Annotated in this window: 19 protein-coding genes and 1 pseudogene; 9 read left to right on the top strand and 11 right to left on the bottom strand. The window is 65.1% G+C overall.

What is annotated here, in order from left to right:
• Nucleotides 1-86: 86 nt before the first annotated feature.
• Nucleotides 87-3,221 (top strand): efflux RND transporter permease subunit, encoded by a 3,135-nt coding sequence (locus tag ACE10Z_RS30460; RefSeq protein ID WP_375784064.1) that lies wholly within the window; start codon nucleotides 87-89, stop codon nucleotides 3,219-3,221.
• Here the strand turns inward: ACE10Z_RS30460 and ACE10Z_RS30455 are convergent.
• Nucleotides 3,214-4,181: pseudogene (locus ACE10Z_RS30455) on the bottom strand (amidohydrolase family protein). The gene ACE10Z_RS30460 and the pseudogene ACE10Z_RS30455 overlap by 8 nt on opposite strands.
• Nucleotides 4,182-4,319: 138 nt before the next feature.
• Nucleotides 4,320-5,738, bottom strand: coding sequence for a TolC family outer membrane protein (locus tag ACE10Z_RS30450; RefSeq protein ID WP_375784063.1), 1,419 nt, complete (start codon nucleotides 5,736-5,738; stop codon nucleotides 4,320-4,322).
• Nucleotides 5,739-5,978: 240 nt separating this feature from the next.
• Between ACE10Z_RS30450 and ACE10Z_RS30445 the strand changes: the two genes are divergently transcribed.
• Nucleotides 5,979-7,841: an acetyl-CoA hydrolase/transferase C-terminal domain-containing protein gene (locus ACE10Z_RS30445; protein ID WP_375784062.1), complete on the top strand. Its 1,863-nt coding sequence runs from the start codon at nucleotides 5,979-5,981 to the stop codon at nucleotides 7,839-7,841.
• On the opposite strand, the gene ACE10Z_RS30440 is transcribed toward ACE10Z_RS30445, so the two are convergent.
• The gene (locus ACE10Z_RS30440; RefSeq protein WP_375784061.1) at nucleotides 7,838-8,617 is read right to left on the bottom strand and encodes an enoyl-CoA hydratase; all 780 of its coding nucleotides are present in this window, start codon (nucleotides 8,615-8,617) and stop codon (nucleotides 7,838-7,840) included. The genes ACE10Z_RS30445 and ACE10Z_RS30440 overlap by 4 nt on opposite strands.
• A 124-nt stretch (nucleotides 8,618-8,741) precedes the next feature.
• A complete protein-coding gene (locus ACE10Z_RS30435; protein WP_375784060.1) occupies nucleotides 8,742-9,425 on the bottom strand; it encodes a hypothetical protein in 684 nt (227 codons plus the stop codon).
• Between the two features lie 326 nt (nucleotides 9,426-9,751).
• Between ACE10Z_RS30435 and ACE10Z_RS30430 the strand changes: the two genes are divergently transcribed.
• Together ACE10Z_RS30430 and ACE10Z_RS30425 are read left to right on the top strand one after the other, a co-directional pair.
• Nucleotides 9,752-10,297 (top strand): sigma-70 family RNA polymerase sigma factor, encoded by a 546-nt coding sequence (locus ACE10Z_RS30430; protein WP_375784059.1) that lies wholly within the window; start codon nucleotides 9,752-9,754, stop codon nucleotides 10,295-10,297.
• Between the two features lie 2 nt (nucleotides 10,298-10,299).
• Nucleotides 10,300-10,938 carry an NrsF family protein gene (locus ACE10Z_RS30425; protein WP_375784058.1) on the top strand — a complete coding sequence of 213 codons (639 nt, stop codon included), beginning with the start codon at nucleotides 10,300-10,302 and terminating at the stop codon, nucleotides 10,936-10,938.
• 108 nt (nucleotides 10,939-11,046) lie between these two features.
• Here ACE10Z_RS30425 and ACE10Z_RS30420 read toward each other — a convergent pair whose 3' ends face one another.
• A complete protein-coding gene (locus ACE10Z_RS30420; RefSeq protein WP_375784057.1) occupies nucleotides 11,047-12,153 on the bottom strand; it encodes a DUF2336 domain-containing protein in 1,107 nt (368 codons plus the stop codon).
• Nucleotides 12,154-12,214: 61 nt separating this feature from the next.
• Nucleotides 12,215-13,363, bottom strand: coding sequence for a GGDEF domain-containing protein (locus tag ACE10Z_RS30415; RefSeq protein WP_375784056.1), 1,149 nt, complete (start codon nucleotides 13,361-13,363; stop codon nucleotides 12,215-12,217).
• 417 nt (nucleotides 13,364-13,780) lie between these two features.
• Between ACE10Z_RS30415 and ACE10Z_RS30410 the strand changes: the two genes are divergently transcribed.
• The 4 genes from ACE10Z_RS30410 to ACE10Z_RS30395 all read left to right on the top strand — a co-directional run bounded on the left by ACE10Z_RS30410 (nucleotide 13,781) and on the right by ACE10Z_RS30395 (nucleotide 16,305).
• A complete protein-coding gene (locus tag ACE10Z_RS30410) occupies nucleotides 13,781-14,350 on the top strand; it encodes a sigma-70 family RNA polymerase sigma factor (protein ID WP_375784055.1) in 570 nt (189 codons plus the stop codon).
• Complete coding sequence (locus ACE10Z_RS30405; protein ID WP_375784054.1) at nucleotides 14,347-15,087, top strand: hypothetical protein; 741 nt, start codon at nucleotides 14,347-14,349, stop codon at nucleotides 15,085-15,087. The genes ACE10Z_RS30410 and ACE10Z_RS30405 overlap by 4 nt, the downstream gene beginning before the upstream one ends.
• A gap of 38 nt (nucleotides 15,088-15,125) precedes the next feature.
• On the top strand, nucleotides 15,126-15,635 hold the full coding sequence (locus tag ACE10Z_RS30400) for a hypothetical protein (RefSeq protein ID WP_375784053.1): 510 nt from the start codon (nucleotides 15,126-15,128) through the stop codon (nucleotides 15,633-15,635).
• A 175-nt stretch (nucleotides 15,636-15,810) separates the two neighbouring features.
• Entirely contained in the window at nucleotides 15,811-16,305 is a 495-nt protein-coding gene (locus tag ACE10Z_RS30395; protein WP_375784052.1) for a TIGR03809 family protein, read from the top strand.
• Between the two features lie 8 nt (nucleotides 16,306-16,313).
• On the opposite strand, the gene ACE10Z_RS30390 is transcribed toward ACE10Z_RS30395, so the two are convergent.
• The 4 genes from ACE10Z_RS30390 to meaB all read right to left on the bottom strand — a co-directional run bounded on the left by ACE10Z_RS30390 (nucleotide 16,314) and on the right by meaB (nucleotide 21,631).
• Nucleotides 16,314-17,684, bottom strand: a complete 1,371-nt coding sequence (locus ACE10Z_RS30390) for a TIGR03808 family TAT-translocated repetitive protein (RefSeq protein WP_375784051.1) — start codon at nucleotides 17,682-17,684, stop codon at nucleotides 16,314-16,316.
• Nucleotides 17,685-18,162: 478 nt separating this feature from the next.
• Nucleotides 18,163-19,602 (bottom strand): FAD-binding oxidoreductase, encoded by a 1,440-nt coding sequence (locus tag ACE10Z_RS30385; protein WP_375784050.1) that lies wholly within the window; start codon nucleotides 19,600-19,602, stop codon nucleotides 18,163-18,165.
• A 380-nt stretch (nucleotides 19,603-19,982) separates the two neighbouring features.
• Complete coding sequence (locus ACE10Z_RS30380; RefSeq protein WP_375784049.1) at nucleotides 19,983-20,642, bottom strand: pyroglutamyl-peptidase I; 660 nt, start codon at nucleotides 20,640-20,642, stop codon at nucleotides 19,983-19,985.
• Nucleotides 20,639-21,631 carry a methylmalonyl Co-A mutase-associated GTPase MeaB gene (gene meaB / locus ACE10Z_RS30375; RefSeq protein ID WP_375784048.1) on the bottom strand — a complete coding sequence of 331 codons (993 nt, stop codon included), beginning with the start codon at nucleotides 21,629-21,631 and terminating at the stop codon, nucleotides 20,639-20,641. The genes ACE10Z_RS30380 and meaB overlap by 4 nt, the downstream gene beginning before the upstream one ends.
• A gap of 158 nt (nucleotides 21,632-21,789) precedes the next feature.
• Between meaB and ACE10Z_RS30370 the strand changes: the two genes are divergently transcribed.
• Complete coding sequence (locus ACE10Z_RS30370) at nucleotides 21,790-22,260, top strand: SRPBCC family protein (protein ID WP_375784047.1); 471 nt, start codon at nucleotides 21,790-21,792, stop codon at nucleotides 22,258-22,260.
• A 15-nt stretch (nucleotides 22,261-22,275) separates the two neighbouring features.
• Here the strand turns inward: ACE10Z_RS30370 and ACE10Z_RS30365 are convergent, their stop codons facing one another.
• On the bottom strand, nucleotides 22,276-23,079 hold the full coding sequence (locus tag ACE10Z_RS30365) for an RsiV family protein (RefSeq protein ID WP_375784046.1): 804 nt from the start codon (nucleotides 23,077-23,079) through the stop codon (nucleotides 22,276-22,278).
• Nucleotides 23,080-23,093 lie beyond the last annotated feature (14 nt).

Raw genomic sequence — 23,093 nt, 5'->3', positions numbered from 1 at the left:
GCATGATCCGGAAAAGGGGAAACCGGCTTTCCGGATCGACCATGCCCACCCAAGAAAAATCCTCTCCGTTGAAAGTGCCGATCTGAATGGATCGCCTCGTCGCCCTTGCCGTCAATCGCCGCTACTTGATGGTGGCCATGTTCGTCGTCGTCTTGATCGGCGGCCTGCTTGCGTTCAAGCAGCTCAATATCGAGGCCTATCCCGATCCGACTCCGCCGATGGTCGACATCGTGACGCAGAGCCCGGGCCTCTCGGCCGAGGAGATCGAGCGCTACATCACGATCCCGATCGAGACCCAGGTCGCCGGCATCAAGAACCTCAAGACCATCCGTACCATCTCGCTGTACGGCCTCTCCGACGTCAAGCTGCAGTTCTCCTTCGACTACACCTATGACGAGGCGCTGCAGCAGGTACTCAATCGGCTGTCGCAGCTCGCGCCGCTGCCCGGCAACGTGCAGCCCGGCATCTCCCCGACAAGCCCGATCGGCGAAATCTTCCGCTATCGGCTGAAGGGACCGCCGAACTACAGCGTGCTCGACCTCAAGACGTTGCAGGACTGGGTGCTGCAACGCCGCTTCCGCGCGGTGCCCGGCGTGATCGACGTCACCGGCTGGGGCGGCAAGACCAAGACCTACGAGATCCAGGTCGACTTCAACAAGCTGGTCGCCAACGGCCTGACGTTGCCGCAGGTGCTACAGGCGGTGTCCAACGCCAACATCAATGTCGGCGGCAACACCGTGAACATCGGCTCGCAATCGGCCGTGGTGCGCGGCGTCGGCCTGATCCGCTCGATCGACGATCTCGCCAACACCATGATCTCGCAAACCGGCGGCAATCCGGTGCTGGTCAGGGACGTCGGCGCCGTCACGATCGGCGAGAAGCCGCGGCTCGGCATCGCCGGCATCGACAATGACGACGACATCGTGCAGGGCATCGTGCTGATGCGCCGGGGCGAGCAGAGCTCACCGACCATTGCCCGCGTCGAGCAGCTGGTCAACCAGATCAACAATTCCTCGATCCTGCCGCCGGGCGTCAAGATCGAGCGCATTTACGACCGCAAGGATCTGATCGAGCTCACGACCCACACCGTGCTGCACAACATGGTGGTCGGCATCCTCCTGATCGTGCTGCTGCAGTGGATCTTCCTCGGCGATCTCCGCAGCGCGCTGATCGTCGGCGCGACGATCCCGTTCGCGTTGTTCTTCGCCGTGATCATCCTGGTGCTGCGCGGCGAATCCGCCAATCTGCTCTCGGTCGGCGCGATCGATTTCGGCCTGATCGTCGATGCCACCGTGATCATGGTGGAGGCGATCTTCCGCCGGCTGTCGCAGACCACGGCGCTGTCGGAAGACGAGCGGAGCCACATCTCCGAGGATACGGTGATGGGGATGAAGAGCCATGCGATCCTGTCGGCGGCGGCCGACGTGTCGCGCTCGATCTTCTTCGCCGCCACCATCATCGTCGCCGCATTCCTGCCGCTGTTCACGCTGGGCGGCGTCGAGGGCAACATCTTCGGGCCGATGGCGCGAACCTATGCCTATGCATTGGCGGGCGGATTGCTGGCGACGTTCACGATCACGCCGGCGCTGAGCGCGATCATCCTGCCGGCGCATATCCACGAGACCGAAACCTGGATCGTCAAGAAGCTCGATGCGATCTACCTGCCGGCGCTGAACTGGGCGATCGCCAACCGCAAGATCGTGATGGCCGGTGCGGCCGGCCTCGTGGTCACGACCATCATCTTCGTGCGGTTCCTCGGCCTCGAATTCCTGCCCAAGCTGGAAGAGGGCAATCTGTGGATACGCGCCACGTTGCCGCCGACGATCTCGCTGCAGGAAGGCAACGCCTATGTCAACGAGATGCGCAAGCTGATCCGCAGCCGTCCCGAGGTGGTGTCGGTGGTGTCGCAGCACGGTCGTCCCGACGACGGCACCGACGCCGCCGGATTCTTCAATGCCGAATTCTTCGCGCCGCTGAAGCCGGCCGGCGAATGGCCCGATACGCATGACAAGGACGTGCTCACCGCGCAATTGCTCGCGCAGTTGCAGGACAAGTTCCCTGGCGTCGAATTCAACTTCTCGCAATACCTGCAGGACAACGTCTCGGAAGCGGTGTCCGGCGTGAAGGGCGAGAACTCGATCAAGCTCTATGGCAACGATTTGCAGGCGCTGACCGACACCGCCAACAAGATCAAATCGGTGCTGTCGACCGTGCAGGGCGTCACCGACCTCGCCGTGTTCACCTCGCTCGGCCAGCCGACCGTCCAGATCGACGTCGACCGCGTGCGGGCGGCGCGCTACGGCCTGTCGCCTGGCGACATCAACGCCACGATCAAGGTTGCCGTCGGCGGCGACACCGCGGGCGATCTCTATGAACCCGGCAGCGATCGGCACTTCCCGATCATCGTCCGCCTTGCGCCCGAATATCGCAAGAGCGCAGAGGCGATCCAGAACCTGCGGATCGGGGCAACGAACCCGAATGGCGGGGTCACGCAGATTCCCCTGAGCGAGGTCGCCTCGATCAAGCTGATCTCCGGCGCGGCCTATATCTATCGCGAGCAGCAGGAGCGCTATCTGCCGATCAAGTTCTCGGTGCGTGACCGCGACCTCGGCAGCGCGATCCTGGAGGCGCAGCAGAAGGTCAACGAGCAGGTCCAGTTGCCGCCCGGCTCGCGTCTCGAATGGGTGGGCGAGTTCGGCAATTTGCAGGACGCGATCAAGCGTCTGTCGATCGTGGTGCCGATCAGCCTGGTGCTGATCGCGGTGCTGCTGTTCTTCAATTTCGGCTCGATGGTCGACACCATGCTCGCGATGAGCGTGATCCCGATGGCGATCTTCGGCGGTGTGCTCGGGCTTCTGATCTCGGGCATTCCGTTCAGCGTGTCGGCGGCGATTGGCTTCATCGCGCTGTTCGGCATCGCCGTGATGGACGGCATCATCATCCTGTCGCAGTTCAACCAGCTGATCGACGAAGGCTATGACCGGATGCGCGCGGTGATCCGCACCGGCGAATTGCAGCTTCGTCCGGTGCTGATGACCTGCGTCGTCGCCGGCATCGGCCTGTTGCCGGCGGCGGTGTCGGAGGGCATCGGCTCGCAGGTGCAGAAGCCGCTCGCCATCGTCGTCGTCACGGGCATGATGCTGGCGCCGCTGGTGATCCTGATCACGCTGCCGGTCCTGATCTCCTACTTCTCGCGCCGGCCGAAGGACAACGTCAGGTAAAGCCGTAGAGCCGCGCCGGATTGTCGACCAGGATGGTTTTGCGCACCGCGGCATCCGGCGCCCAGACCGGAAGCTGGTTGAGGAGGCGGCCGTCGTCGATCTGGTACGGCGGCGTCACGTCAGTGACCTTCTTGCCCGGCGGCGTCACCGAATCCGGGTGCGGCCAGTCGGTGCCCCAGACGATGCGCTCGGCATTGGCCGCGATCAGCGCCTGGGCGAACGGCGTGGCGTCGGCATAGTCGGGTGCGAGCCTGGAGGCGCGGTAGGCGCCGGAAATCTTGACATACGCCTTGCCGGATTTGACCAGCGCGAGCAGATCGGCAAATCCCGGCTGGCCCGTGCCGAGCGCGGCCTCGGCGCCGCCGAAATGGTCGAACACCACGGGCACCGGCGCTGCCGCGACCAGGTCCTTGATCGTGGAGATCATGGCAAGGCTGGTGAACAGCTGCACGTGCCAGCCGCGCGCCTTCATCCGCTCGATCGCGGCCGAGAAGCGCTGCCGGCCGACATTGGGATCGTTGACGCCGCCGGTCGCAAGGTTGAGGCGGATGCCGCGGAAGCCGGCCTTCTGCATGGCGTCGAGATCGCTCTCGCTGGTCTTGTCGTCGATCACGGCGACGCCGCGCGCCGTGGGACCGCGCGCCGTCATGCCGAACAGGGTCGACGAATTGTCGGGGCCGTAGACGCTCGGCGTCACGATCACCACGCGCTCGACATGCAGTGCCTTGTGCAGCGCGCTCATCTCCTCCGGCGAGGCCGGTTCCGGGGTGTAGACGCGGCCGGCGAAAAACGGGAATTTCGCGGGATCGCCATGGATGTGGGTATGGCAGTCGCAAGCACCGGCAGGCACGTCGAAGTTCACCGGGGTCGATGGTTGCGATGCCTTGGAAAATGCGTTGGTCCCGGTCATGGTCACTCCCGCTGCGATGGAGGCCGCATCATACTGCGTCGCGTCAGCATTGGACGTCTCCCCGCGTGCTCGGCTGTTTTGCGCGTGATCCGCGCACCGGCATTGTTGATGGCCGGCGGGGGCGGAGGTTATCGGCGGAGAGAGCGGGCGGAAAGGTCCGGTTCGCAGTGCGAACGGTTCCGCAAAGCCTATTGTCCCGACGGCGTGCGCAGGCCGTGCCAGGCATCGCGCACCTGATGGTAGTGCACCTCGGGCAGATAGTCGGGTGTCTTGAGATTGAGCGTCTTGACGTCGAGGCGTCCGACCGCGCTGAGCAGCGTGTAGGAGGCGATCACGCGGTCGCGCTGCGCGCCGATCAGCCGGGCCCGTGCCGTGATCAGATCCTGCTGGGCATTGAGCACGTCGACCGTGGTGCGCTGGCCGCCGGCGGCTTCCTTCTGCACGCCCGCGAGCGCAACCTCCGCGGCCTTCACCTCGGACTCGGAGGCCGACACCGCGATCTTGGCGCCCTCATTGGCGACCCAGGCGCTGACCACGGCGGTCTTGGCCTGGTTGCGGACCTGGTCCAGCACGAGCCGGCTTTGCGCCGCGACTTCCTTGGCCTGCCGGGTCTGCGAGGCCGCGGTGCCGCCGTCATAGATCGGCTGCGTGATCTGGCCGATCACCGAGGCCTGATCGGTTCCGAAAGTGCTGAGCGAGGTATCGGAGTCGCGGTTCTTGCTGACGCTGCCTTGCAGGGTGACGTTCGGCATCAGGCTGCTCTCGGCGACGCGGATCGAGGTCGAGGCGACGTCGACGTCGTAGCCTGCGGCCATCACCGCGGGATGCTCGCGCACCGCAAGCGCGATCGAATCCTCCCGGCTGCGCGGCAGCAGCCGGTCGATGGTCTCGGCCGGACGCAATTGTGACGGCGCGCTGCCGACCACCTGCGCATAGGTCGCCTGACTGATCGCGAAGTTGACCTCGGCGGCATTGAGATCGGACAGGCCGCGGTTGAGCCGGGCCTCGGCCTGCGCGGTATCGGTCGGCGTGACGTCGCCGGCATTGAGGCGGCGCTGGGTGATCGCCTGGGTCTCCTTCAGGAAGGCGACATTGGCGCGCTGCGCCTCGACCAGGGTCTGGTTGGCCAGCACGTTGGTATAGGCGGTGACGGCGTCCAGCAGCACGCCCTGGCCGACATTGCGCAGCGCCTCGCGGCCGGACTGCACCTGCAACTCGGCGACGCGGACGCTGTTGGCGGTCTTGAAGCCGTTGAACAGGGTCTGGGTCACGGTGACCCCGATCTGCCAGGGCTTCAGCGTTGCGCTCTGGATGACGTTGCCGGGCAACTGGTCGCGCACCGCCTGCAGGCCGAGCGAGAGGCCGGCGACGATCTGGGGCCGGTAACCGGCCAGCGCCTGCGGCACGTTCTCGTCGGTCGCGCGCTGGCGCGCCCGTTCGGCATTGAGCTGCGGATTGGTCTGATACGCCTTGACCAGGGCTTCGGGCAGGTTCTCGGCGCGGGCCGCGGTGTCAATCAGCAGCGCGCAGGCCAGCGCGCCAAGGCCGATGCCCGACAAAAGCACGCGCCTCGCTACGTCGCCAACCCTCGCGGCACGCCCAACCATGTGATCCCGCAAACCAAAACCCGGAATCCGCTCTCGCCGATGCCGTCGACACATCTACCTGTTTACGGGGCGGCGCCGCCACAGGCAAACCGCCGCACGACATCTGCACATCATTTCGGTTGTTGTCTGTTGCCGGTTCGTCACAGGCGAACGCAACTGTCATATGAAGTATAAGTTTGAACCGCCGGCCGCCGATTCAGCGATGCCGGTAATCCACTGTCTCCTCCGGGTCCATTGCTGATGCCCATATTCTTCTCCGACCCCGAGGCGATCGCGGAGCACATCATTCGTGACGTCGGAACCGAACTGGTGGTGGGGCTGCCGCTCGGCCTCGGCAAGGCCAACCACATCGTCAACGCGCTGTATGCGCGGGCGGTCGCCGACCGCTCGATCAATCTGACGCTGTTCTCGGCGCTGACTCTGGAAAAACCGAAGCCGAAGAGCCTGCTCGAGCAGCGCTTCATCGGTCCCGTGATCGATCGCCTGTTCGGCGGTTATCCGGATCTCGCCTATGCGGAGGCGCTGCATCGCGGCGCGCTTCCGCCCAACATCAAGGTGATCGAGTTCTTCTTTCTTGCAGGGCAGTGGCTGCATCAGCCATTCGCCCAGCAGCACTACATTTCCGCAAATTATACCCATGCGGCGTCATATCTGCTGTCGCGCGGCCTGAATGTCGTTCCCCAGCTCGTCGCCAAGCGCGTGGTCGATGGCGTGCCGCGCTACAGCCTGAGCTGCAACACCGACACGACGCTCGACGTGCTGCGCGCCCGTACGCAGGGGCGGGCGTCATTCAAGCTGATCGGCCAGGTCAATTCCGAGCTGCCGTTCATGCCGGGACCCGGCGATCTGCCGGCGGATGAATTCGCCGCGGTGCTCGACAGTCCCGACACCGACTTCCCGCTGTTCGCGCCGCCGTCGGAGCCGATCAGCGACACCAAATATGCGATCGGATTGCACGCCGCGGGTCTGGTCCGCGACGGCGGCACGCTGCAGATCGGGATCGGACAGGTCGGTGATGCGCTGGCGCAGGGGCTCGTGGTGCGGCACCGCGACAACGCCCAATTCCACGGCATCGTGCAGCGCCTTGCGCCGGGTACCGCACAGCTCGCAGCGGCCGAGACCGGGCCGTTCGAGAAGGGTCTCTATGGCGTCAGCGAGATGTTGTTCGAAGCGTTCCTCGGGCTGATCGACGCCGGCATTCTCAAGCGCGACATTGGCGGCGTGATCCTGCACGGCGCATTCTTTCTGGGTCCGCAATCCTTCTATCGGGCGCTGCGCGAGATGACGGGCGAGCAGTTGGCGCGAATCCAGATGATGCCGGTGTCCTTCACCAACGAGATATTCGGCGACGAGGACGGCAAGCGCCGCGCCCGCGTCGATGCGCGCTTCGTCAACAACGCGATGATGGCGACGCTGCTGGGCGCCGCGATCTCCGACGGGCTGGAGAACGGCCAGGTCGTGAGCGGCGTCGGCGGCCAGTACAATTTCGTGGCGCAGGCATTCGCGCTCGAGGGCGCGCGCTCGGTGCTGGCGCTGGAGGCGACCCATCGGTCCGGCAGGCAGACGCAGTCGAACATTCGCGGGTCCTACGGTCACGAGACCATTCCGCGCCACCTGCGCGATGTCTTCGTCACCGAATATGGCGTCGCCGACGTCAGAGGAAAATCCGATGCCGACGTGATCGCGACGATGCTGCAAGTGTCGGACTCGCGCTTCCAGGGCGAGTTGATGCGGCAGGCCATGGATGCGGGCAAGCTGCCGCGCAGCCATGAAATCCCGGCCGTTCACCGCGAAAATTATCCCGAGCGCATCAGCAAAGCGCTGAAGCCCGCGCGCGACGCTGGGCTCCTGCCGTCATTCCCGTTCGGCAGCGACTTCACCGACGTCGAGCAACGGCTGATCCCGGCGCTGCAGATATTGCAGCAGGCGCAGCAGACTCCGCTGCAACTCGCCGGCCTGCTCTGGCAGGGAATGCGGCATCCACCTGACGCCGCCGACCGCGAATGCCTGGCGCGGCTCGGTCTCGACAAGCCGACGCATTTCGCCGAGCGCGCCTATCGCGCACTCGTGACCGCGGCATTGCAACGGAGCCGCGTGGATTAACGGTTCTTGTTGACCGGCTTGCGCTTCTCGATGAAGGCGGCCATGCCCTCGGAGCGATCCTCGAGCGCGAAGGTCGAGTGGAACAGGTTGCGCTCGACATTCATGCCTTCCGAAAGCGGCGTCTCGAATGCGCGGTCGATGGCTTCCTTGGCCATCGCGGCGGCCGGACGCGACATCGAGGCGATCTTCTCGGCCGCGGCGAGCGCCTCTTCCAGCAGCTTCTCGGCCGGAACGATCCGCGACACGAGGCCGGAGCGTTCGGCTTCCGCCGCATCCATCATGCGTCCGGTGAGGCAGAGATCCATCGCCTTCGACTTGCCGATCGCGCGGGTCAGACGCTGCGTGCCGCCGATGCCCGGGATGGTGCCGAGAGTGATTTCCGGCTGGCCAAACTTGGCGTTGTCGGCGGCGATGATGATGTCGCACATCATCGCAAGCTCGCAGCCGCCGCCGAGCGCATAGCCCGCGACCGCGGCAATGGTCGGCTTGCGGCAACGGGCAACGCGGTCGCCGCCGATGGCGGTGAAGTCGCTGTTGAACATGTCGATGAAGCCCTTCGGCTGCATCTCCTTGATGTCGGCGCCCGCCGCGAAGGCCTTCTCGCTGCCGGTGATCAGGATGCAGCCGATCTTGTCGTCGGCCTCGAGATCGTCGACCGCCGCGGCGATCTCGCGGAACACGCCGAACGACAGCGCATTCAGCATTTTGGGCCGGTTCAGCGTGATGACGCCGACCGGTCCCTTGCTTTCGACAATGATGAATTCGAACGTAGCCATGACGCAAACCCCGTGCCTGATTTGTCCGGCAATGTGCCCGCTGGCGGGATGCGCTTCAAGTGGCTGAAACGAGGCTTTGGGCCGCGGTGCGGCGCACCCGCGCCGCAAGCCGCAAGGACCCGGTTTAGGCCATGAACATGCGCGCCGCGGAGGCCACCGTGAGCAGGGCGCCGAAGCCGATGAAGATCTTCCCGATCAGCGAGGTCTGGTCCCAGCTCGCGCTATCGCTGCTCGCCAGGACCGGAGCCGGCTTGGGTGCCGCTACGGCGACAGGCGGCGGCTGCGTCGGGGGCGCTTCCTGCTGGGCGGTCTGCGGTTGAATCGGTTGCGGTTGTTCCGCCGGCTGCTCCTGCTGCAGGGCCCGGTCGAGGTCGTTGAGCTGGTCGGATGCGACCACGCTGCCGTCGGGTTGCGTGTCGCCGGGCTTGTCGGAGGCGGCCATCACCGGATTGACGCTGGCGGGCGTGGTGTTCGCATTGCCGTCGCCGGACGTCAGCTCCGCATTGGCATTGGCGACCGTGGCGGGCATGCCCGCCGACGTCACGCTGCCGGCATCGCTCGCGGCCTTCTTGCTCTCGGATTTGTCGGCCGTCTTGTCAGTCGTCTTGGAAGACTGGTGGCGCACATGGCGCCGGCCATGCCGCGAATTCTGCTGCGCGGATATGTCGGTCGTAGCGTTGTCGGATTTCGCCGCGGCGGGATCCGAACCGGCCGCATGCGCCGGCAGCGGTCCGGCGAGACACACACAAAACCCTGTCAGCCCTGTCGCAACCATCAAGGCCAAGCGCCCACTGGCTTTGATCTTCATTCTGATGATCTCCCCATTTTGCCCGCCCAAAGGCGAAAAGAGACCCCGCTGCGTGTCTACACCGGGGCAGAAAAAGGGAATCTTCGGGCATCAGAGGGCAAAAGCTGGGCAATTTCGTCCCGGTGGATCGTCGGCAGCCGCTGCACCGATGCGTGTCGGACCGATCGGTGTTATGAGCCCTTCCGTCTGGAAACCCGCCGGAGCGATTCTTTGAGGCTGATCCTCGGCGCGGCCTTGCCGGAGGACCATTATCACGAATTCGTGATGTCCTTGGCTTGCCGCGTAACAAACTGAAAGATCGGCCGAATTGCAAATCAGGAGCCCGCGTGCGCGAACGTGAGGATGAATGGACCGACCTGATGCGGTCGGCCATTTCAGGCGATGACGCGGCGTATCATCGCCTGCTCAAGGCCATCACGCCGGTACTCCGTGCCGCGGCGCGACGTGGCTTGGCGCGCGCGGGACAACCGGTCGATCAGTCCGAGGACATCGTGCAGGACATCTTGTTGGCGGTGCATTTGAAGCGACAGACCTGGGACGCCAGTGCGCCGTTCGCGCCGTGGCTGTTCGCGATCGCACGCAACAAGCTGATCGACGCCCTGCGCCGCCGCGGCAGGCGCATCTTCGTCAATATCGATGACTTCGCCGAGACGCTGCCCGGGGAAACACCGGAGCCGACGGCGTCGCCCGGCGAGGTCACCGCCCAGTTGCAGGCGTTGCCCGCGCGGCAGCGCGACGTGCTGCAATCGATCGCGGTCGACAGCACCTCGATCAAGGATACCGCCGCGAAATTCGCGATGACCGAGGGCGCGGTGCGGGTTGCGCTGCATCGTGGGCTTGCGAGCCTGACCGCGAAATTACGGGACCGATGAGCATGGACACGGATCAACTCATTCGAACCCTGACCGCCGACAACGCCTATCGCGCGCGTCCGATCGGCCTGGCGCTGATGCTGGCACTGCTGGCGGCAGCACCGATCTCGCTGCTGGTCTTCTTCGCCGAACTCGGCGTGCGGCCCGACGTGATGACCGCCATGCATAATCCGTTCTTCGACCTGAAGTTCGCGGTGACGCTGGCGCTCGCGGCCTCGGCGATCGCGGTCAGCCTGCATCTATCGCGGCCGGAGGCTTCGCTGCGCGGCTTCGGCTGGTGGCTGCTGGTTCCCGCCGGCATCCTCGTTGCCGCGATCAGCGGCGAGATGATGATGCCGCAGCGTACGCCGATGATGACGCGGCTGATCGGCCAGAACTCTGTGGCGTGCATGACCGCGATCCCTGCGATGTCGCTGCCGTTGCTGGTCGGTGCGCTGTACGGGCTGCGGCAGGGCGCGCCGGCGCGGCCGGCTGTCGCCGGTGCAGTCGCCGGCCTGCTGTCGGCAGGGCTCGCGGCCACCGTCTATGCGTCGCACTGCACCGATGACTCGCCGCTGTTCGTCGCCACCTGGTACACGCTGGCGACCACGATCGTCGCAAGCGTCGGCGCGCTGATGGGAAAGCGGGCGCTACGATACTGACTGCTCGTAGCCCGGATGGAGCGGAGCGAAATCCGGGAATCTCTACGCGGATGATGGATCCCGGATTGCGCTGCGCCTCATCCGGGCTACGGGAGGTCGGCTGAGATACTAGGCCGCGGGGGCCGACTGCTGCATGCGATGGAAGCGCAGCACCTGCTGCGCGGTGGACGGCCGCAGCCGCTCATAGGTGTCCTTGCAGGCCTGCAAGTCGGTCGGCTCACCGCCCGAGATCTCGTCGCGCAGATTGATGATCGACCGCACTGTCGACCATGACAGGCCCGAGACCTTGGCCAGGATCATCACGCCCTCGGCACGGGTCTCGATCATCATGTTCTCGGCGATGCTGACCGAGACATTGGCGAGCGCGGCAAGCGAGGCATTGGTCTCGTCGAACTTGCCGGCCTCGGCGAAGGCTGCGAGCTGGAATTCGTCGAGCCGGCCGTCCTGGTAGAGCGACTTGACCAGCGCATGCGCGATCGTGGTGTCCGGCGTCACGGCGGCGGGCGCCGAGCGCGCGCGTCGCGTCGCTTCCTTTACCGCGATCGGAATTTCCTTGGCCTGCTGCGGATTGGCAGCCTCGAGCCGCTGCCTGACCGTGTCCGAGGCCTTGGCGACCAGCTTGAGATAGAGATGCCGCGGGATGTTCGGGCGCAGGCCGACGCAGGTCGACAGATTGTCGTCGCCCTCGGCGCGGCTGACCAGCCGGGTGAAGCCGCGCTCGGTGAATTCCGCGCCGGGATTGTTGACCGCGCTCTGGATCACCTCGTCGTTGCCGCGCAGCACCAGCACGTCGGTGACGGCGCCGCTCAGCGTCCTGCGGTTGGAGATCGCGAGCAGATGCGCCTGGCTCTTGCTGCGCGCGGTTTCGATCAGGGTGTCGTCGTCGAGCCGCGGCGACAGTGTCAGCACAGGGCCTGCGACCTCGATCAGGTCGTCGAATGCAAGGGTACGGATGGTCTGCGGCGGCGCGGTCTCGATCGGGGCGAGGCGGTTGGCGAGCAGCGCCCTGGCCGAGTTTTCGATGTGCTCGAGCAGGCATTGGAAAACGTCGTCGAACAGCACGATCTGCTGGTCCGAATAGTTGACCGAACCGTTGATGAAGAGGTCGGTCACGCGGCGCAGCGTCTCGACACGGCGTGCGACGGTGCCGTGCGCGAGCGTCGTTTGCAGCTCGTCGAGCAGACTTTCGGGGGCGGTCTCGGGCTTCGAACTCATGACTCTGTCCTGGAGCGGTGGCGACGGATTCTCCGGCGCCGAATAGGGAAATGAAAGGATGTCAGGCACTGGCGATGCGGTTGCGTCCCCTCGCCTTGGCTGCGTAAAGCGCGCCATCGGCGCGGGCGAGTAACGTGTCGGAGTTTTCGTGCGGCTTGAGCGTGGTGACGCCTGCGGAGATCGTCACCTGCATGCCGGGCGAGAATGCGCTCCAGTCCAGACCGGCGATGATCGCGCGCAGCCGCTCGAGCGCGCGCATCGCCTGGTCCTGCGACAGGTCGGGCAGCACCAGCAGGAATTCCTCGCCGCCGTAGCGGCCGAAGCGATCGATGCTGCGGAGATTGGCGAACATGCCGATGGCGAAGGTGCGCAGCGCCTCGTCGCCGATCGGATGGCCGTAGACGTCGTTGATGCGCTTGAAATGGTCGAGGTCGATCAGCGCCACCGCGCAGGAGCCGCCGTTGCGGGCGCAGCGCGCGATCTCCTCCTCGAGCGTGCGCATGATGCTGCGGCGGTTGGAGGTGCCGGTCAGTTCGTCGAGCTCGGCGAGCTCCTCGATGCGCCGGTAGGCCTCCTTCAGCTTCACGCCGCTCTGATACAGCGACTGCTGCATCGCGCTCGAGAAAATGCCGAGATACATGCAGCGCCCGATCGTCAGCGCGAACACCAGCATGGTGGCGAGGCGGTCGATCCGTGTGCCGGTCGGCATCCCGATCGCCTTGTCGGTGCCGAGGAACAGCGCGGCGAGGCCCAGCACCATGATGGTCCAGACAACAGCGGTCTGGCGCGCCGAGGTGCGCAGCGCACCGAAGCCGAACACCACGAACAGGTTGCAGAGGAACAGCACGCCGACTTCCGGCGCGATATAGGTGAACACGAGCAGGTTCACCATGTTGACGGCCGATTGCGGTGCCACCAGGTAGTGGTCGCGGAAGCGCTCGTGGAAGCCGCGCTCCGAAAGCAGCACATAGACGGCGACGAGGGAGAGCCCGGTCAGGGCATAGCCCGCCGCGACCAGGACCGACGTGGTGCCGGCATGCGCGTAGATCAACAGCACAACGGCATCGAGCACGAAGCAGGCGGCGATCATGGACTGGATCTGGCGGCGCTGTCTGGCCCGGCGCGCCAGGCGTTCGCGCGTCAGCCTGGGACGGCCGCTTTCCGATGCACCCGCGATCGGGCTGGGAAGTGACGACGCAGCGCTGCCCATGGTCTCGCCATTGCTGAAATCCGGCGAAAATCTAAGTGGGAAAGCCTTTAGGTTTGGTATCTTTTGGAACCGAATCTGCTGCGCTGAAACCCGGTCATCACCCTTGTTTCGTAAGGGGAATCCGTTCGCCGAGGCGGGTCGGGAGCGATCGGGGCGGGGCTTGCGGCGGCGCCCGCTTCGCGACAGCGCTGGCTTGCCAGCGAAGCCTTGGTATGGTCGCGCCGGATGGTGCGAGTCCGCGAGAGTTTTCACTATTATGATACCGTTTACCGAGTCTCTGGCGATTTTTCCTTATTGGGATCGTCGTCTGTGTCATAGATCACACATGCGGTCTGGACATTGCCGTATTGTGAAGAATCTTGCCTCTCGCGTCGAACCACGCACCACCCCCCTCAGACCAACTTTGCGAGACGGCCATTGAGTGCGACACAGGCGGCTTCAGACGAGGTTCTGATCGCTCGGATCGCTCAAGGCGACCGGCTCGCCATGCAGGTGCTGTACGGACGGCATCATGTCAGGGTGTACCGCTTCGGGCTCCGGCTCGTGCGGGACGAACAGGTGGCGGAGGACCTCATTAGCGAGGTCTTTCTGGACGTGTGGCGTCAGGCGGGCAAATTCGAGGGACGATCCGCCGTTTCAACCTGGCTTCTGGCGATTACCCGGTTCAAGGCATTGTCTTCGCTGCGGCGAAGGAAAGACGCCGAACTGGACGATGAGGCCGCGAACGCGATCGAGGACACGTCCGACGATCCGGAAACGGTGGTGCAGAAGAAGGACACGGGTGACACGCTGCGTAAGTGCCTGACGGGACTATCGGCGGAACACCGGGAAATTGTCGATCTTGTCTACTATCACGAGAAATCCGTGGAAGAGGTCGCAGAGATCGTCGGGATTCCGGAGAACACCGTGAAGACGCGCCTGTTCTATGCGCGCAAGAAACTTGCCGAGTTGCTGAAGGCAGCCGGTGTCGAGCGAGGTTGGCCATGACGGCTGCGAGCAACAAGAAGGTGCAGGGTCAGGATCCTGACGATGTCGAGATGCTGCTGCCTTGGCATGCGGCCGGCACGCTGAACGCGCGTGACGCGCGCCGCGTCGAGGACGCGCTCGCTTCCGATCCGGATCTGGCCCGGCAATATGCCGTCATCCGCGAGGAATATGCCGAGACCATCGGTCTCAACGAGAGCCTCGGTGCGCCCTCTGCGCGCGCCATGCAGAAGCTGTTTGCCGCGATCGATGCCGAGCCGGAGCGCAAGGCGTCGGCGGGTGCGCGCGTGTCGGCCTCCGTCTCGGAGTTCTTTTCAAAGTTGTCGCCGCGGACGCTGGCTTGGTCGTCCAGCGTCGGCGCGATCGTGGTGTTGCTCCAGGCGGGCGTGATCGGTGCGGTGCTGACGCGCAGCGAGCCGGCCTCGTTCCAGACCGCCTCGCTTGATGCCGCCGAACAACGCAGTGCGCCGAGCGCAGCCGTCGCACCCAGTGCGCCGATCACCCGCGACCTCGGTGCCAGCGTGGCGGCCGCGCCGACGCGGCTGTTGGTCCGTTTCACGCCGGATGCCAGGATCGCCGACATCACCTCGCTGCTCGACAATTACCAGGGCGCGATCGTCGACGGGAAGGGCGGGATGTTCCGGCTGCAGTTCCGCGCGATGGACAAGGACAGCGTCGCGGCACTGATTGCCCGTTTGCAGAAAGAGAAGATCGTCAGCCTCGCGGTCGAAACGCCGTAAACGCACAGCTGACGGTCCTGCGCCGAGTTGACGTCACCATGACCGCCAACGGCCGGACCAGATCGACGAACCGAGCGGCTAATGCGGACAAACCGTCGCAGCCTGCACAGGCAGCGGACGGCAATAACACTTCCGTGAGCCGCGCGTTGAATGAACCCGCGCTGTCGATGGCATCGGACGATTCCGCCGCAAATCACCGTGCTGCGCAGTTATTTTCGGCGCCGAACGCGCGCAACGGTGCGATGGAACCGGGCGGCGCAAAGGTCAAAAAAATCGTCGGCGGTTTGAACGTCCGCCTTCCTCTCACGACTTATGTGTGTGGGAGCGGTTTATCCCTCCCCGGCTATATCAGGCGCGAGCGCCCATCCACCCCAAGCGCCCATATGGCTTTGACCCGTCCGGTTGTCCCCCCGGACGGGTCTTTCATTTTGGGGGCACCCTTGCATGACGTGATTGCGACGGGCGCGGCGGCCGCGGCTGTTTGCTGCGGATCATCTGGCTGCGCTGCGTTCGGAAGCGAGGCGCATCGCCACCATGCAAGTCGATGACTTGACGATGGTTCAGGCAACAAACTCCGTAGTACAGCGGACTTCCTTCATCGCCCGTCCGCGATTAAGAATTTAGTTAGACTTTATTTACCTTTTCCACAGAATATCGGTGTCACGTCCAGTTGATTCGGTTCGGTTGCGTCTGCGTCCGTTTCTTTCCCTGCGGGCAACTTCAATGACACATCGGACCGACCTGGCCAGAGGCCAGGAGATCGTTGCACGCTGGTGCAACCTTGCCGAGCAAAGGCTGGAGCATCTCAACGAGCTGTTCGAAACCGGACGCTGGCGCCGCTATCACAGCGAGCAGGCCTTTCTTGAGAACATCAGGGAAGCCCGGGCCGCGGTCGACATCTGGCGGGAATTGCTCACCCGCGAAGCCTCCCTCGATAATTCGCCGATCGATCTGTCTTGGCTCGGCCGCGGCAAGTCGAAATTGCCGCCGCCCGATCTTTCGCCGATGGCGCAGCGCCGCTCGGAGACCGCGACATTGGCGGAGGCCGCGATGACTGCAGTCGCGGCCGCGCTGGAAACGGCGGCCGAGGTCCTGGAGCAGCCGCCCGTTGTGGCCGACGCACCGCCGCTGGAGATGCCTCCTCCGGTCATGCCGCCGCCGGTGCTCGATCTCGACACCATCCAGCGGCGCTATCCGCTGCTGCGCAACGCGCTGTAGGCCGAAGGTTAGCGCCGCACCGCGTTCGCGCCGACCACCAGCTGCGCATATTGCTGGGCGCCACCCACCGACAGGTCGGTCGTGATCGGGCGGGCGTGATCGAGCCCGACCACCGCGCCGCGCGGGGTTTCCGAAATCATGTTGTTGTTGATCAGCGCCGTGCCGGCGCCGGGCACCACCGAGACGCCGATCCCGACGAACGCCTTGCGCACGACATTGCCTGAGATCGCGACGTCGCGCAGGTACTGGCCCCAACCGGCGACGATGCCGAAGGTCGGCGCGTTCTCGATCACGTTGCCGGTGACGGCGCTGTCGGCCTCGACATAGATGCCGATGCCGGCGCCGTCGTTCGGGTCGGTGCCGACCGGGCGCTTCGGCAGCAAATTGCGGATGATGTTGCCCTGGACCACCGCGATGCGGCCGCCTTCGTTGAAATTGCACACGGAGACGCCGATCGCGGCGCCGTCGACCGTGTTGTTGGCGATCACCGCGGCCTCGAACGAGAACTCCGAATAGAGCGCGACCTCACGGACATTGCTGACGCTGTTGTCTGATATGTGGATGTTGGACGCCGAATTGCCGCGCACCGCCGAGAAGTCGCAGTTGCTGATGCGGTTGCCGCGCACGATCACATTGCCGGCGCGGAAGGCGTTGATGGCGTTGCCGTACTGCCCGGAGCCGCCGGGGCCGGCCTTGATGTCCTCGATGCGGTTGTCGGCGACGATCGAGCCGTCGTCGCCGATCGCGGTGCGCAGGATTTCGATGCCGTTGTCGTTGGTGCCCTTGATGGTGTTGCGCGAGACGATGAGGCCGAGCGCGTCGAACGACACCAGCGCAGTGGCCGCGATGCCGGTGAAGATGTTGTTGCTGACGTCGCCCGACATCTGCTCGAACCAGATGCCGCTGCCGCCGCTGCCAGTGAACTGGCAATCGGTGATGCGGATGTCGCGGCCGGACAGGCAATGCACGAGGCCGCGGCGCGCAGGCAGCGGGACGTTGCCGCCGTCGAAGCTGAGCCCCATCAGGACGATGCCGCCGGCGCCTTCGCCTTCCAGCAGCGAGGCGCCGCCGTTGAACACCAGCCGGCTGGCGCCGCGCACGCCGATCAGCTGGCTGCCGGGCGCAAGCCGCAACAGGCCGGTGCGGTAGACGCCGGGCGGGAACGCCAGCGGCACCTGCGCGCGCGCGGCGTCATCGATCGCGCGCTGCAGATTGCGGGTCTGATCGTCGGGGCTGCCGGGACGGACGCCATATTGCGTGACGTCGCGGCCGAGCGAGCCGGCAGATTGCGCGGCGCGCGCAGCATCCGGCGACATCGCAAGCGCACCGGCGACGCCGGCGGCGGAGGCTCCGATCAGATGGCGGCGGTTGACGTCCATGGGCACAGCCCTCGCACAAATTCGCGAGCGGTGACGTTCGCGCCCGAGTGGTAGCGCGAAATACGGCGCGGCATGGTGAACACGCCGACGCAGCCGGCCGATTGTTGGCGGTAGGGTTAATCCCAGGTGCAGCCGATTCACACTGTCAAACAGCTTGTTCGGTGTCAGCGCATGCGGGTGATCCAGTATTCCAGAGACGCCAGCGATTCAGCCGAGAAGCCGCGGCGTACTGGATCGCCCGCTTTCGCGGGCGATGAAGCTGAGGATCAGGATACAGTTCCGCGGGAGCCGGATTGAAATTTGCAGAGCGTGGCTCGTTCGATCTCAAGGGCATCCCAGGGTCTTGGGACTTGTTCGCTGCCGTCCAATAGGAGCTGGTGCGTACGGCGAAGCGAAACCATCACCCAAAGACCGAAACGGTCGGGTAACAGCGATGGTTTCGCCAAGGCTAACCGGCGGTTTGCTACCTTGTATTTCGTCAGGCCGCCGGTCGCTGCGCGGACGGCTGGACGTTCTGGTTCAACCGGAACAGATTGCTGGGATCGTATTTCGACTTCAGTGCCGTGAGACGCGCGTAGTTTGCGCCGTATGCGTTGGACACGCGATCGGTTTCGTCCTCGGGCATGAAGTTGACATAGACGCCGCCGGTTGCGTGAGGCGCAGTTTCGGCAAAAAGCCTCCGAGCCCAGTCGATCGAGCGCTGCTTGTCGGCGGATTGACGCCATCGCGTATGAACATTCATCGCAAAATTTGCGCTGCGATGAGGATAAGCCATGGCGTCAGGCGCCACACGGCTAGAGGCCCCGCCGAGCTGCCCAATGAAGATTTCGCACTCCTCGGTCGGAAGTCGCGCGACCTCATCGACGAGGACATCCAGGAGACCGTCGCTGAGATCGACAAAATTGTGCGACTTCCAATAATTGTGGGCACCCGGAGTCAGCAACGGGTCGAACGCACTCTGCCAGGCGGTGAAGGGCTGCATGCCGATCACGTCCGCAATCGGCGTTCCCAGCCCACGCAGCGGAGCCAAAGCACGATTGCCGTCGCTCTCATCGCCTACATAACAGACCGCAAAGACGAGAATTTCCTTGCCGTGAATGTCAGCCGGAAGGAAGGGAAGCGGCGGAGCCTTTCTGAGGACCACCCATTGCGTGAGTTCGTCGGGGGCTTTGGCTGCGATCTGGCGATAGCCGGCCAGAAGTTCTCTTGCCCGGGCAAAAGGATGGACAATCAGGCCGGAGAGGACCATGGGCCCGACCGGGTGCAGGCGAAATTCGAACGAGCTCACGACGCCGAAATTGCCGCCGCCTCCGCGCAGCGCCCAAAACAGGTCGGGGTTCTCCTCTGCGCTCGCCCGCACAAGCTTGCCGTCAGCCGTTACCACGTCGGCCGAGATGAGGTTATCGACAGCCAACCCGAACTTGCGGCTGAGCCATCCGAATCCGCCGCCAAGCGTGAGGCCCGCCACCCCGGTCGTCGAATTGATGCCGAGCGGAGTGGCCAGTCCGAAGGCTTGCGCCTCCCTGTCGAAGTCGCCGAGGGTCGCGCCCGGTTCGACGCGCGCGGTCCGGCGAGCAGGATCGATCCGCACGCCGCGCATGAGCGAGAGGTCCAGCAACAGACCTCCTTCGCATACGGCATTCCCGGCAATGTTGTGGCCGCCGGCGCGCACCGCAAGCAAGACGCCGCGCTCGCGTGCGAAAGTGACGGCATGCATGATGTCTGCGGCACCTCTGCAGCGGACCACCACGCCTGGGCGGCGGTCTATCATCGCATTCCAGATCGTGCGGGCCTCATCGTAGCCCGCTTCCTGGGGCAGGCAAACAATCCCTCGCAATGTCTGTCGCATGGCATCGAGAGTGTCATTTCCAAGCATAATCGCCCCGCCCTGTAGCGAGGCCAGCCGGATCTCGGTCATGGTATCTCCTCCAATGGCACGGAGATGAGGTCCGGCAGGCGCCGGCCCGCGTCCCCTGGACAAAATCAGTCAAAAATTCCGGACAACTTCGACCGACGATCTTCAAACGATCGCGTCTACGGCCGCCAGCCATGTGTTGTCGTCTGACGATGCCTTTCGGCCTGTCGAGGGCTGATTACGGCTGAACGTGAGTCCGCCCAGCGAAGGAAAGGTTCACGGTCAAGTCTCCCCTTGGCCACGCTTTGCGACCAAGGAACCGTGATTGTTCCGCTCCTGGCCCCGATTCGGACCTCCGGCAAAGCCCGCTTTGCGCGCCGCTGTCGAGGCATTGGTAGCTTTCAAACGACGCCGGGATGCACAGCATCCCGCTCAGGGTATCGTCAATCTGCGTCGCTCATGCGCGCGGCCTGCCGGGTCAGTTTCACCAGCTCCAGCAGCATGGCTTCGCCGGCATCGACGAGCGCTTCCAGCGTGATGGATGATTTCCCGGTCGCGGCCGTGCCATCATGGGCCAGCGGCGGAACGTGGATGAATTGCGCGAGGCGCAGGCCGTTGTTCTTGTTCACGGCCTCGATCGCGCGCCAGCTCAGATAGTTGCAGAGATAGCTGCCGGCATCGCGCGACATCCGTGCATCGATGCCGGTCGCCAGCGCGGCACGCCGCAGCCTTTCGCTGTGCGGCCCGAACACCTTCGCATCGGCGCCGCCTGCGATCGATCCCTTGCGCGCATGCTGGCGGCCGGCATCGGGGAAGCGCGTCGTCACCGCATTGCGGGCGCGGCTTTCGATCCGCAGATGCGAGGTGCGGCCGGCCAGGCCGAACATCAAGAGCGCCTGCGGGCGATGTCGTGCGATCAGCTCGGGCAATTCGCGATCGACGGTCGCGTAGGTGACGTCGAAAGTGTGGCCCGTCAGCGCGACGTTGTCGAAAGCCGGCCGGCGCAGCCCGATCAGGCGCTTCACCAGTGGCATGGTCGGGTTGAACGGCGCACCCGGGAACGGCCCGAAGCCGGTGACGAGGATGCGCAGCTTGCCGCTCAATGCAGCATCTCCGCGATCTGCTCGGCGGCGACCGCGGGCGAGATGCGGCCGCCGGCGACCTCGGCTTCCATCTTCTTGACCCTGGCGCGGATCGCAGCATCCGAGCGCAGCCGTGCCATCATCCGGCCCTCCAGCATCGACCACATCCACTTCACCTGCTGCTCGCGGCGGCGGGCCTCGAATTCGCCCGAGGCGTTCATCGCGGTGCGGTGGTCGAGGATCTTCTGCCAGAGCCGATCGAGCCCAGCGCCGGTCAGCGCGGAGTAGGTTTCGACCGGCGGATGCCAGTGCTCGGAGCGCGGCGCGAGGATATGCAGCGCGCTGCGATAGTCGGCAGCGGCGAGGTTGGCGCGCTTGAGGTTGTCGCCGTCGGCCTTGTTGATCGCGATCATGTCGGCGAGCTCGACGAGGCCCTTCTTGATGCCCTGCAGCTCGTCGCCGGCGCCCGGCAGCATCAGCGCCAGGAAGAAATCGGTCATGTCGCAGACCGCGGTCTCGGACTGCCCGATGCCCACGGTCTCGACCAGCACCACGTCGAAGCCGGCGGCCTCGCACAACAGCATCGCCTCGCGGGTCTTCGCCGCGACGCCGCCGAGCGTGCCCGAGGATGGCGAGGGGCGGATGAAAGCCTGGTCGGAGACGGCGAGCCGCGCCATCCGGGTCTTGTCGCCGAGGATCGAGCCGCCGGTGCGCGCCGAGGACGGATCGACCGCCAGCACCGCGACCTTGTGGCCGCGCTCGATCAGGAACATGCCGAGCGCATCGATCGTGGTCGATTTGCCGACGCCGGGCGAGCCGGTGATGCCCACCCGTACCGCCTTGCCGGTGTCGGGCAGCAGCGCCTGCACCAGCTCGCGCGCCGCCGCCTGGTGATCGCCACGCCGGCTCTCGACCAGCGTGATCGCCCGCGCCAGCGCGGCGCGGTGGCCGGCGCGGAGCTGCTTGGCGAGGGCGTGGATGTCGGGAGAGGCGGGCTTCGGCGGGGTCATGGCCTTGGTTTACAACGGCTGCCGGTTGCAGGCGAGGGCGGAGTCCGCACCCATCCCCGATCAATCGCGAGATCGGAAATCGGGTGGGCGCGGCTGATGCCATACGGTTGATCAGGGCCCGTTCCGCGTCACTGCGGATCAACATTCCGGAGCCTGCCATGACCCGAGCCTATTACAGCACCGTCCTCGACCATCCGCTCGATACCGTGTGGTCGCTGATCCGCGACTTCAACAACTACCCGGCCTATATCGAGGGCGTCAGCGAAAGCGTGATCGAGGACGACAAGCGCGGGGACCAGATCGGTGCCGTCAGGCGTTTCTGCTATCTCGGGCTCTGGGTCAGGCAACGCCTTGCCGGTCACTCGGACGCGCAGCATTCGCTGACCTATGCCAGCATCGAGCCACTGCCGTTTCTGGCGGATGCCGGTTCGGACGCGCCGCAGCCGACCCATTACGAGGGCACGATGCATCTGCTGCCGGTGGTCGAAGGCAACCGCACCTTCATCGAATGGTCGGTCAAGCTCGATACGGCGCCTGCTGACGCCGATCGCTGGCACAGCCAGTTCCAGGCGTGGATCCCGGACTGGACCAGCTCCCTGGTCAGAGCGCTGGCGCGTCAGCCAGGCTGAGGCCTGCTGAAGCAGCTATTGTTGCTGATCGTCGGCGTCTGCCTTCGGCCGCGCGCTGGCGAAGATTCTGGCGCCGTCCGGCGTCAGGTACGGCTTCAGCGTCTCCCACGGCACGAAGACGACATACTGGCCTTCGGCATAGGGGCCGACGGCGTAGGGCGGGTAGTGGAAGGTGAGGCCGGAGCTCTTGCCGGCTTCGGTCGATGGCGCGAGCGTCACGGCGCCGATCTTGAGCAGGGTCGGCTTCAGCTCCTTGTACCAATCGGCGGTGGCGGTTTCGCCGGCACCGCGCTTCTTCTTCTCGGCGTTCAGGGCGCTGACGACGGCCTTGCGCATCACCGTCAGGGTCGGGCCGTTGTCGGCCGTCTCGGTGAAGAAGGGACGAATGCTGATGCGCTTCTTCGCCGTCGCATCCCACAGAATGGTGTTGACGTCGGTGTTCGGATGCGCGCCGTGGCTGTCCATGTAGTCGTCGCGCAGCACGCTGACATAGCGGCCGTCGACGATGGAGCGCACCGAATATTTGCGCTCGAATGAATAGCCGCCGCGGTCTTTGAAAAGCTCAGGCTCGTCCTTACGCGCGGAAGCCGCTTCCGCCGCGTTCTTGTCGATCCACTTCCGGCCTTCGGCGAGGCAATCGGCCGCCAGCGCGCTATCTGCCTTGATCTTGTCGTCGAGATAGACGTTGGCCTCGATGCTCGCGTTCTTGACCGTGGCGTCGGGCTTCGGATCGGCGGCGCGCGCAGGGAGGCAGAGGCAGGCCAGCAGGCCGGCAAGACCCATGATGCGGGCAGGCGTCATCGAGCGAGCGGCGCGCATGAGAACTCCGAGTG

Origin of the sequence: Bradyrhizobium sp. Pha-3 (assembly GCF_042258615.1) — a bacterium.
Taxonomy (GTDB): Bacteria; Pseudomonadota; Alphaproteobacteria; order Rhizobiales; family Xanthobacteraceae; genus Bradyrhizobium.
Note: the sequence above shows the minus strand (reverse complement) of the source record. Positions and strands in the feature narration are given on the sequence as shown.

What these genes read in the sequence shown, in the direction of transcription:
- ACE10Z_RS30460 (WP_375784064.1), top strand. Translation starts at nt 87, where the DNA reads ATGGATCGCCTCGTCGCCCTTGCCGTCAATCGCCGCTACTTGATGGTG.
- ACE10Z_RS30450 (WP_375784063.1), bottom strand. Translation starts at nt 5,738, where the DNA reads ATGGTTGGGCGTGCCGCGAGGGTTGGCGACGTAGCGAGGCGCGTGCTT.
- ACE10Z_RS30445 (WP_375784062.1), top strand. Translation starts at nt 5,979, where the DNA reads ATGCCCATATTCTTCTCCGACCCCGAGGCGATCGCGGAGCACATCATT.
- ACE10Z_RS30440 (WP_375784061.1), bottom strand. Translation starts at nt 8,617, where the DNA reads ATGGCTACGTTCGAATTCATCATTGTCGAAAGCAAGGGACCGGTCGGC.
- ACE10Z_RS30435 (WP_375784060.1), bottom strand. Translation starts at nt 9,425, where the DNA reads ATGAAGATCAAAGCCAGTGGGCGCTTGGCCTTGATGGTTGCGACAGGG.
- ACE10Z_RS30425 (WP_375784058.1), top strand. Translation starts at nt 10,300, where the DNA reads ATGGACACGGATCAACTCATTCGAACCCTGACCGCCGACAACGCCTAT.
- ACE10Z_RS30420 (WP_375784057.1), bottom strand. Translation starts at nt 12,153, where the DNA reads ATGAGTTCGAAGCCCGAGACCGCCCCCGAAAGTCTGCTCGACGAGCTG.
- ACE10Z_RS30415 (WP_375784056.1), bottom strand. Translation starts at nt 13,363, where the DNA reads ATGGGCAGCGCTGCGTCGTCACTTCCCAGCCCGATCGCGGGTGCATCG.
- ACE10Z_RS30405 (WP_375784054.1), top strand. Translation starts at nt 14,347, where the DNA reads ATGACGGCTGCGAGCAACAAGAAGGTGCAGGGTCAGGATCCTGACGAT.
- ACE10Z_RS30400 (WP_375784053.1), top strand. Translation starts at nt 15,126, where the DNA reads ATGACCGCCAACGGCCGGACCAGATCGACGAACCGAGCGGCTAATGCG.
- ACE10Z_RS30395 (WP_375784052.1), top strand. Translation starts at nt 15,811, where the DNA reads ATGACACATCGGACCGACCTGGCCAGAGGCCAGGAGATCGTTGCACGC.
- ACE10Z_RS30390 (WP_375784051.1), bottom strand. Translation starts at nt 17,684, where the DNA reads ATGGACGTCAACCGCCGCCATCTGATCGGAGCCTCCGCCGCCGGCGTC.
- ACE10Z_RS30385 (WP_375784050.1), bottom strand. Translation starts at nt 19,602, where the DNA reads ATGACCGAGATCCGGCTGGCCTCGCTACAGGGCGGGGCGATTATGCTT.
- meaB (WP_375784048.1), bottom strand. Translation starts at nt 21,631, where the DNA reads ATGACCCCGCCGAAGCCCGCCTCTCCCGACATCCACGCCCTCGCCAAG.
- ACE10Z_RS30370 (WP_375784047.1), top strand. Translation starts at nt 21,790, where the DNA reads ATGACCCGAGCCTATTACAGCACCGTCCTCGACCATCCGCTCGATACC.
- ACE10Z_RS30365 (WP_375784046.1), bottom strand. Translation starts at nt 23,079, where the DNA reads ATGCGCGCCGCTCGCTCGATGACGCCTGCCCGCATCATGGGTCTTGCC.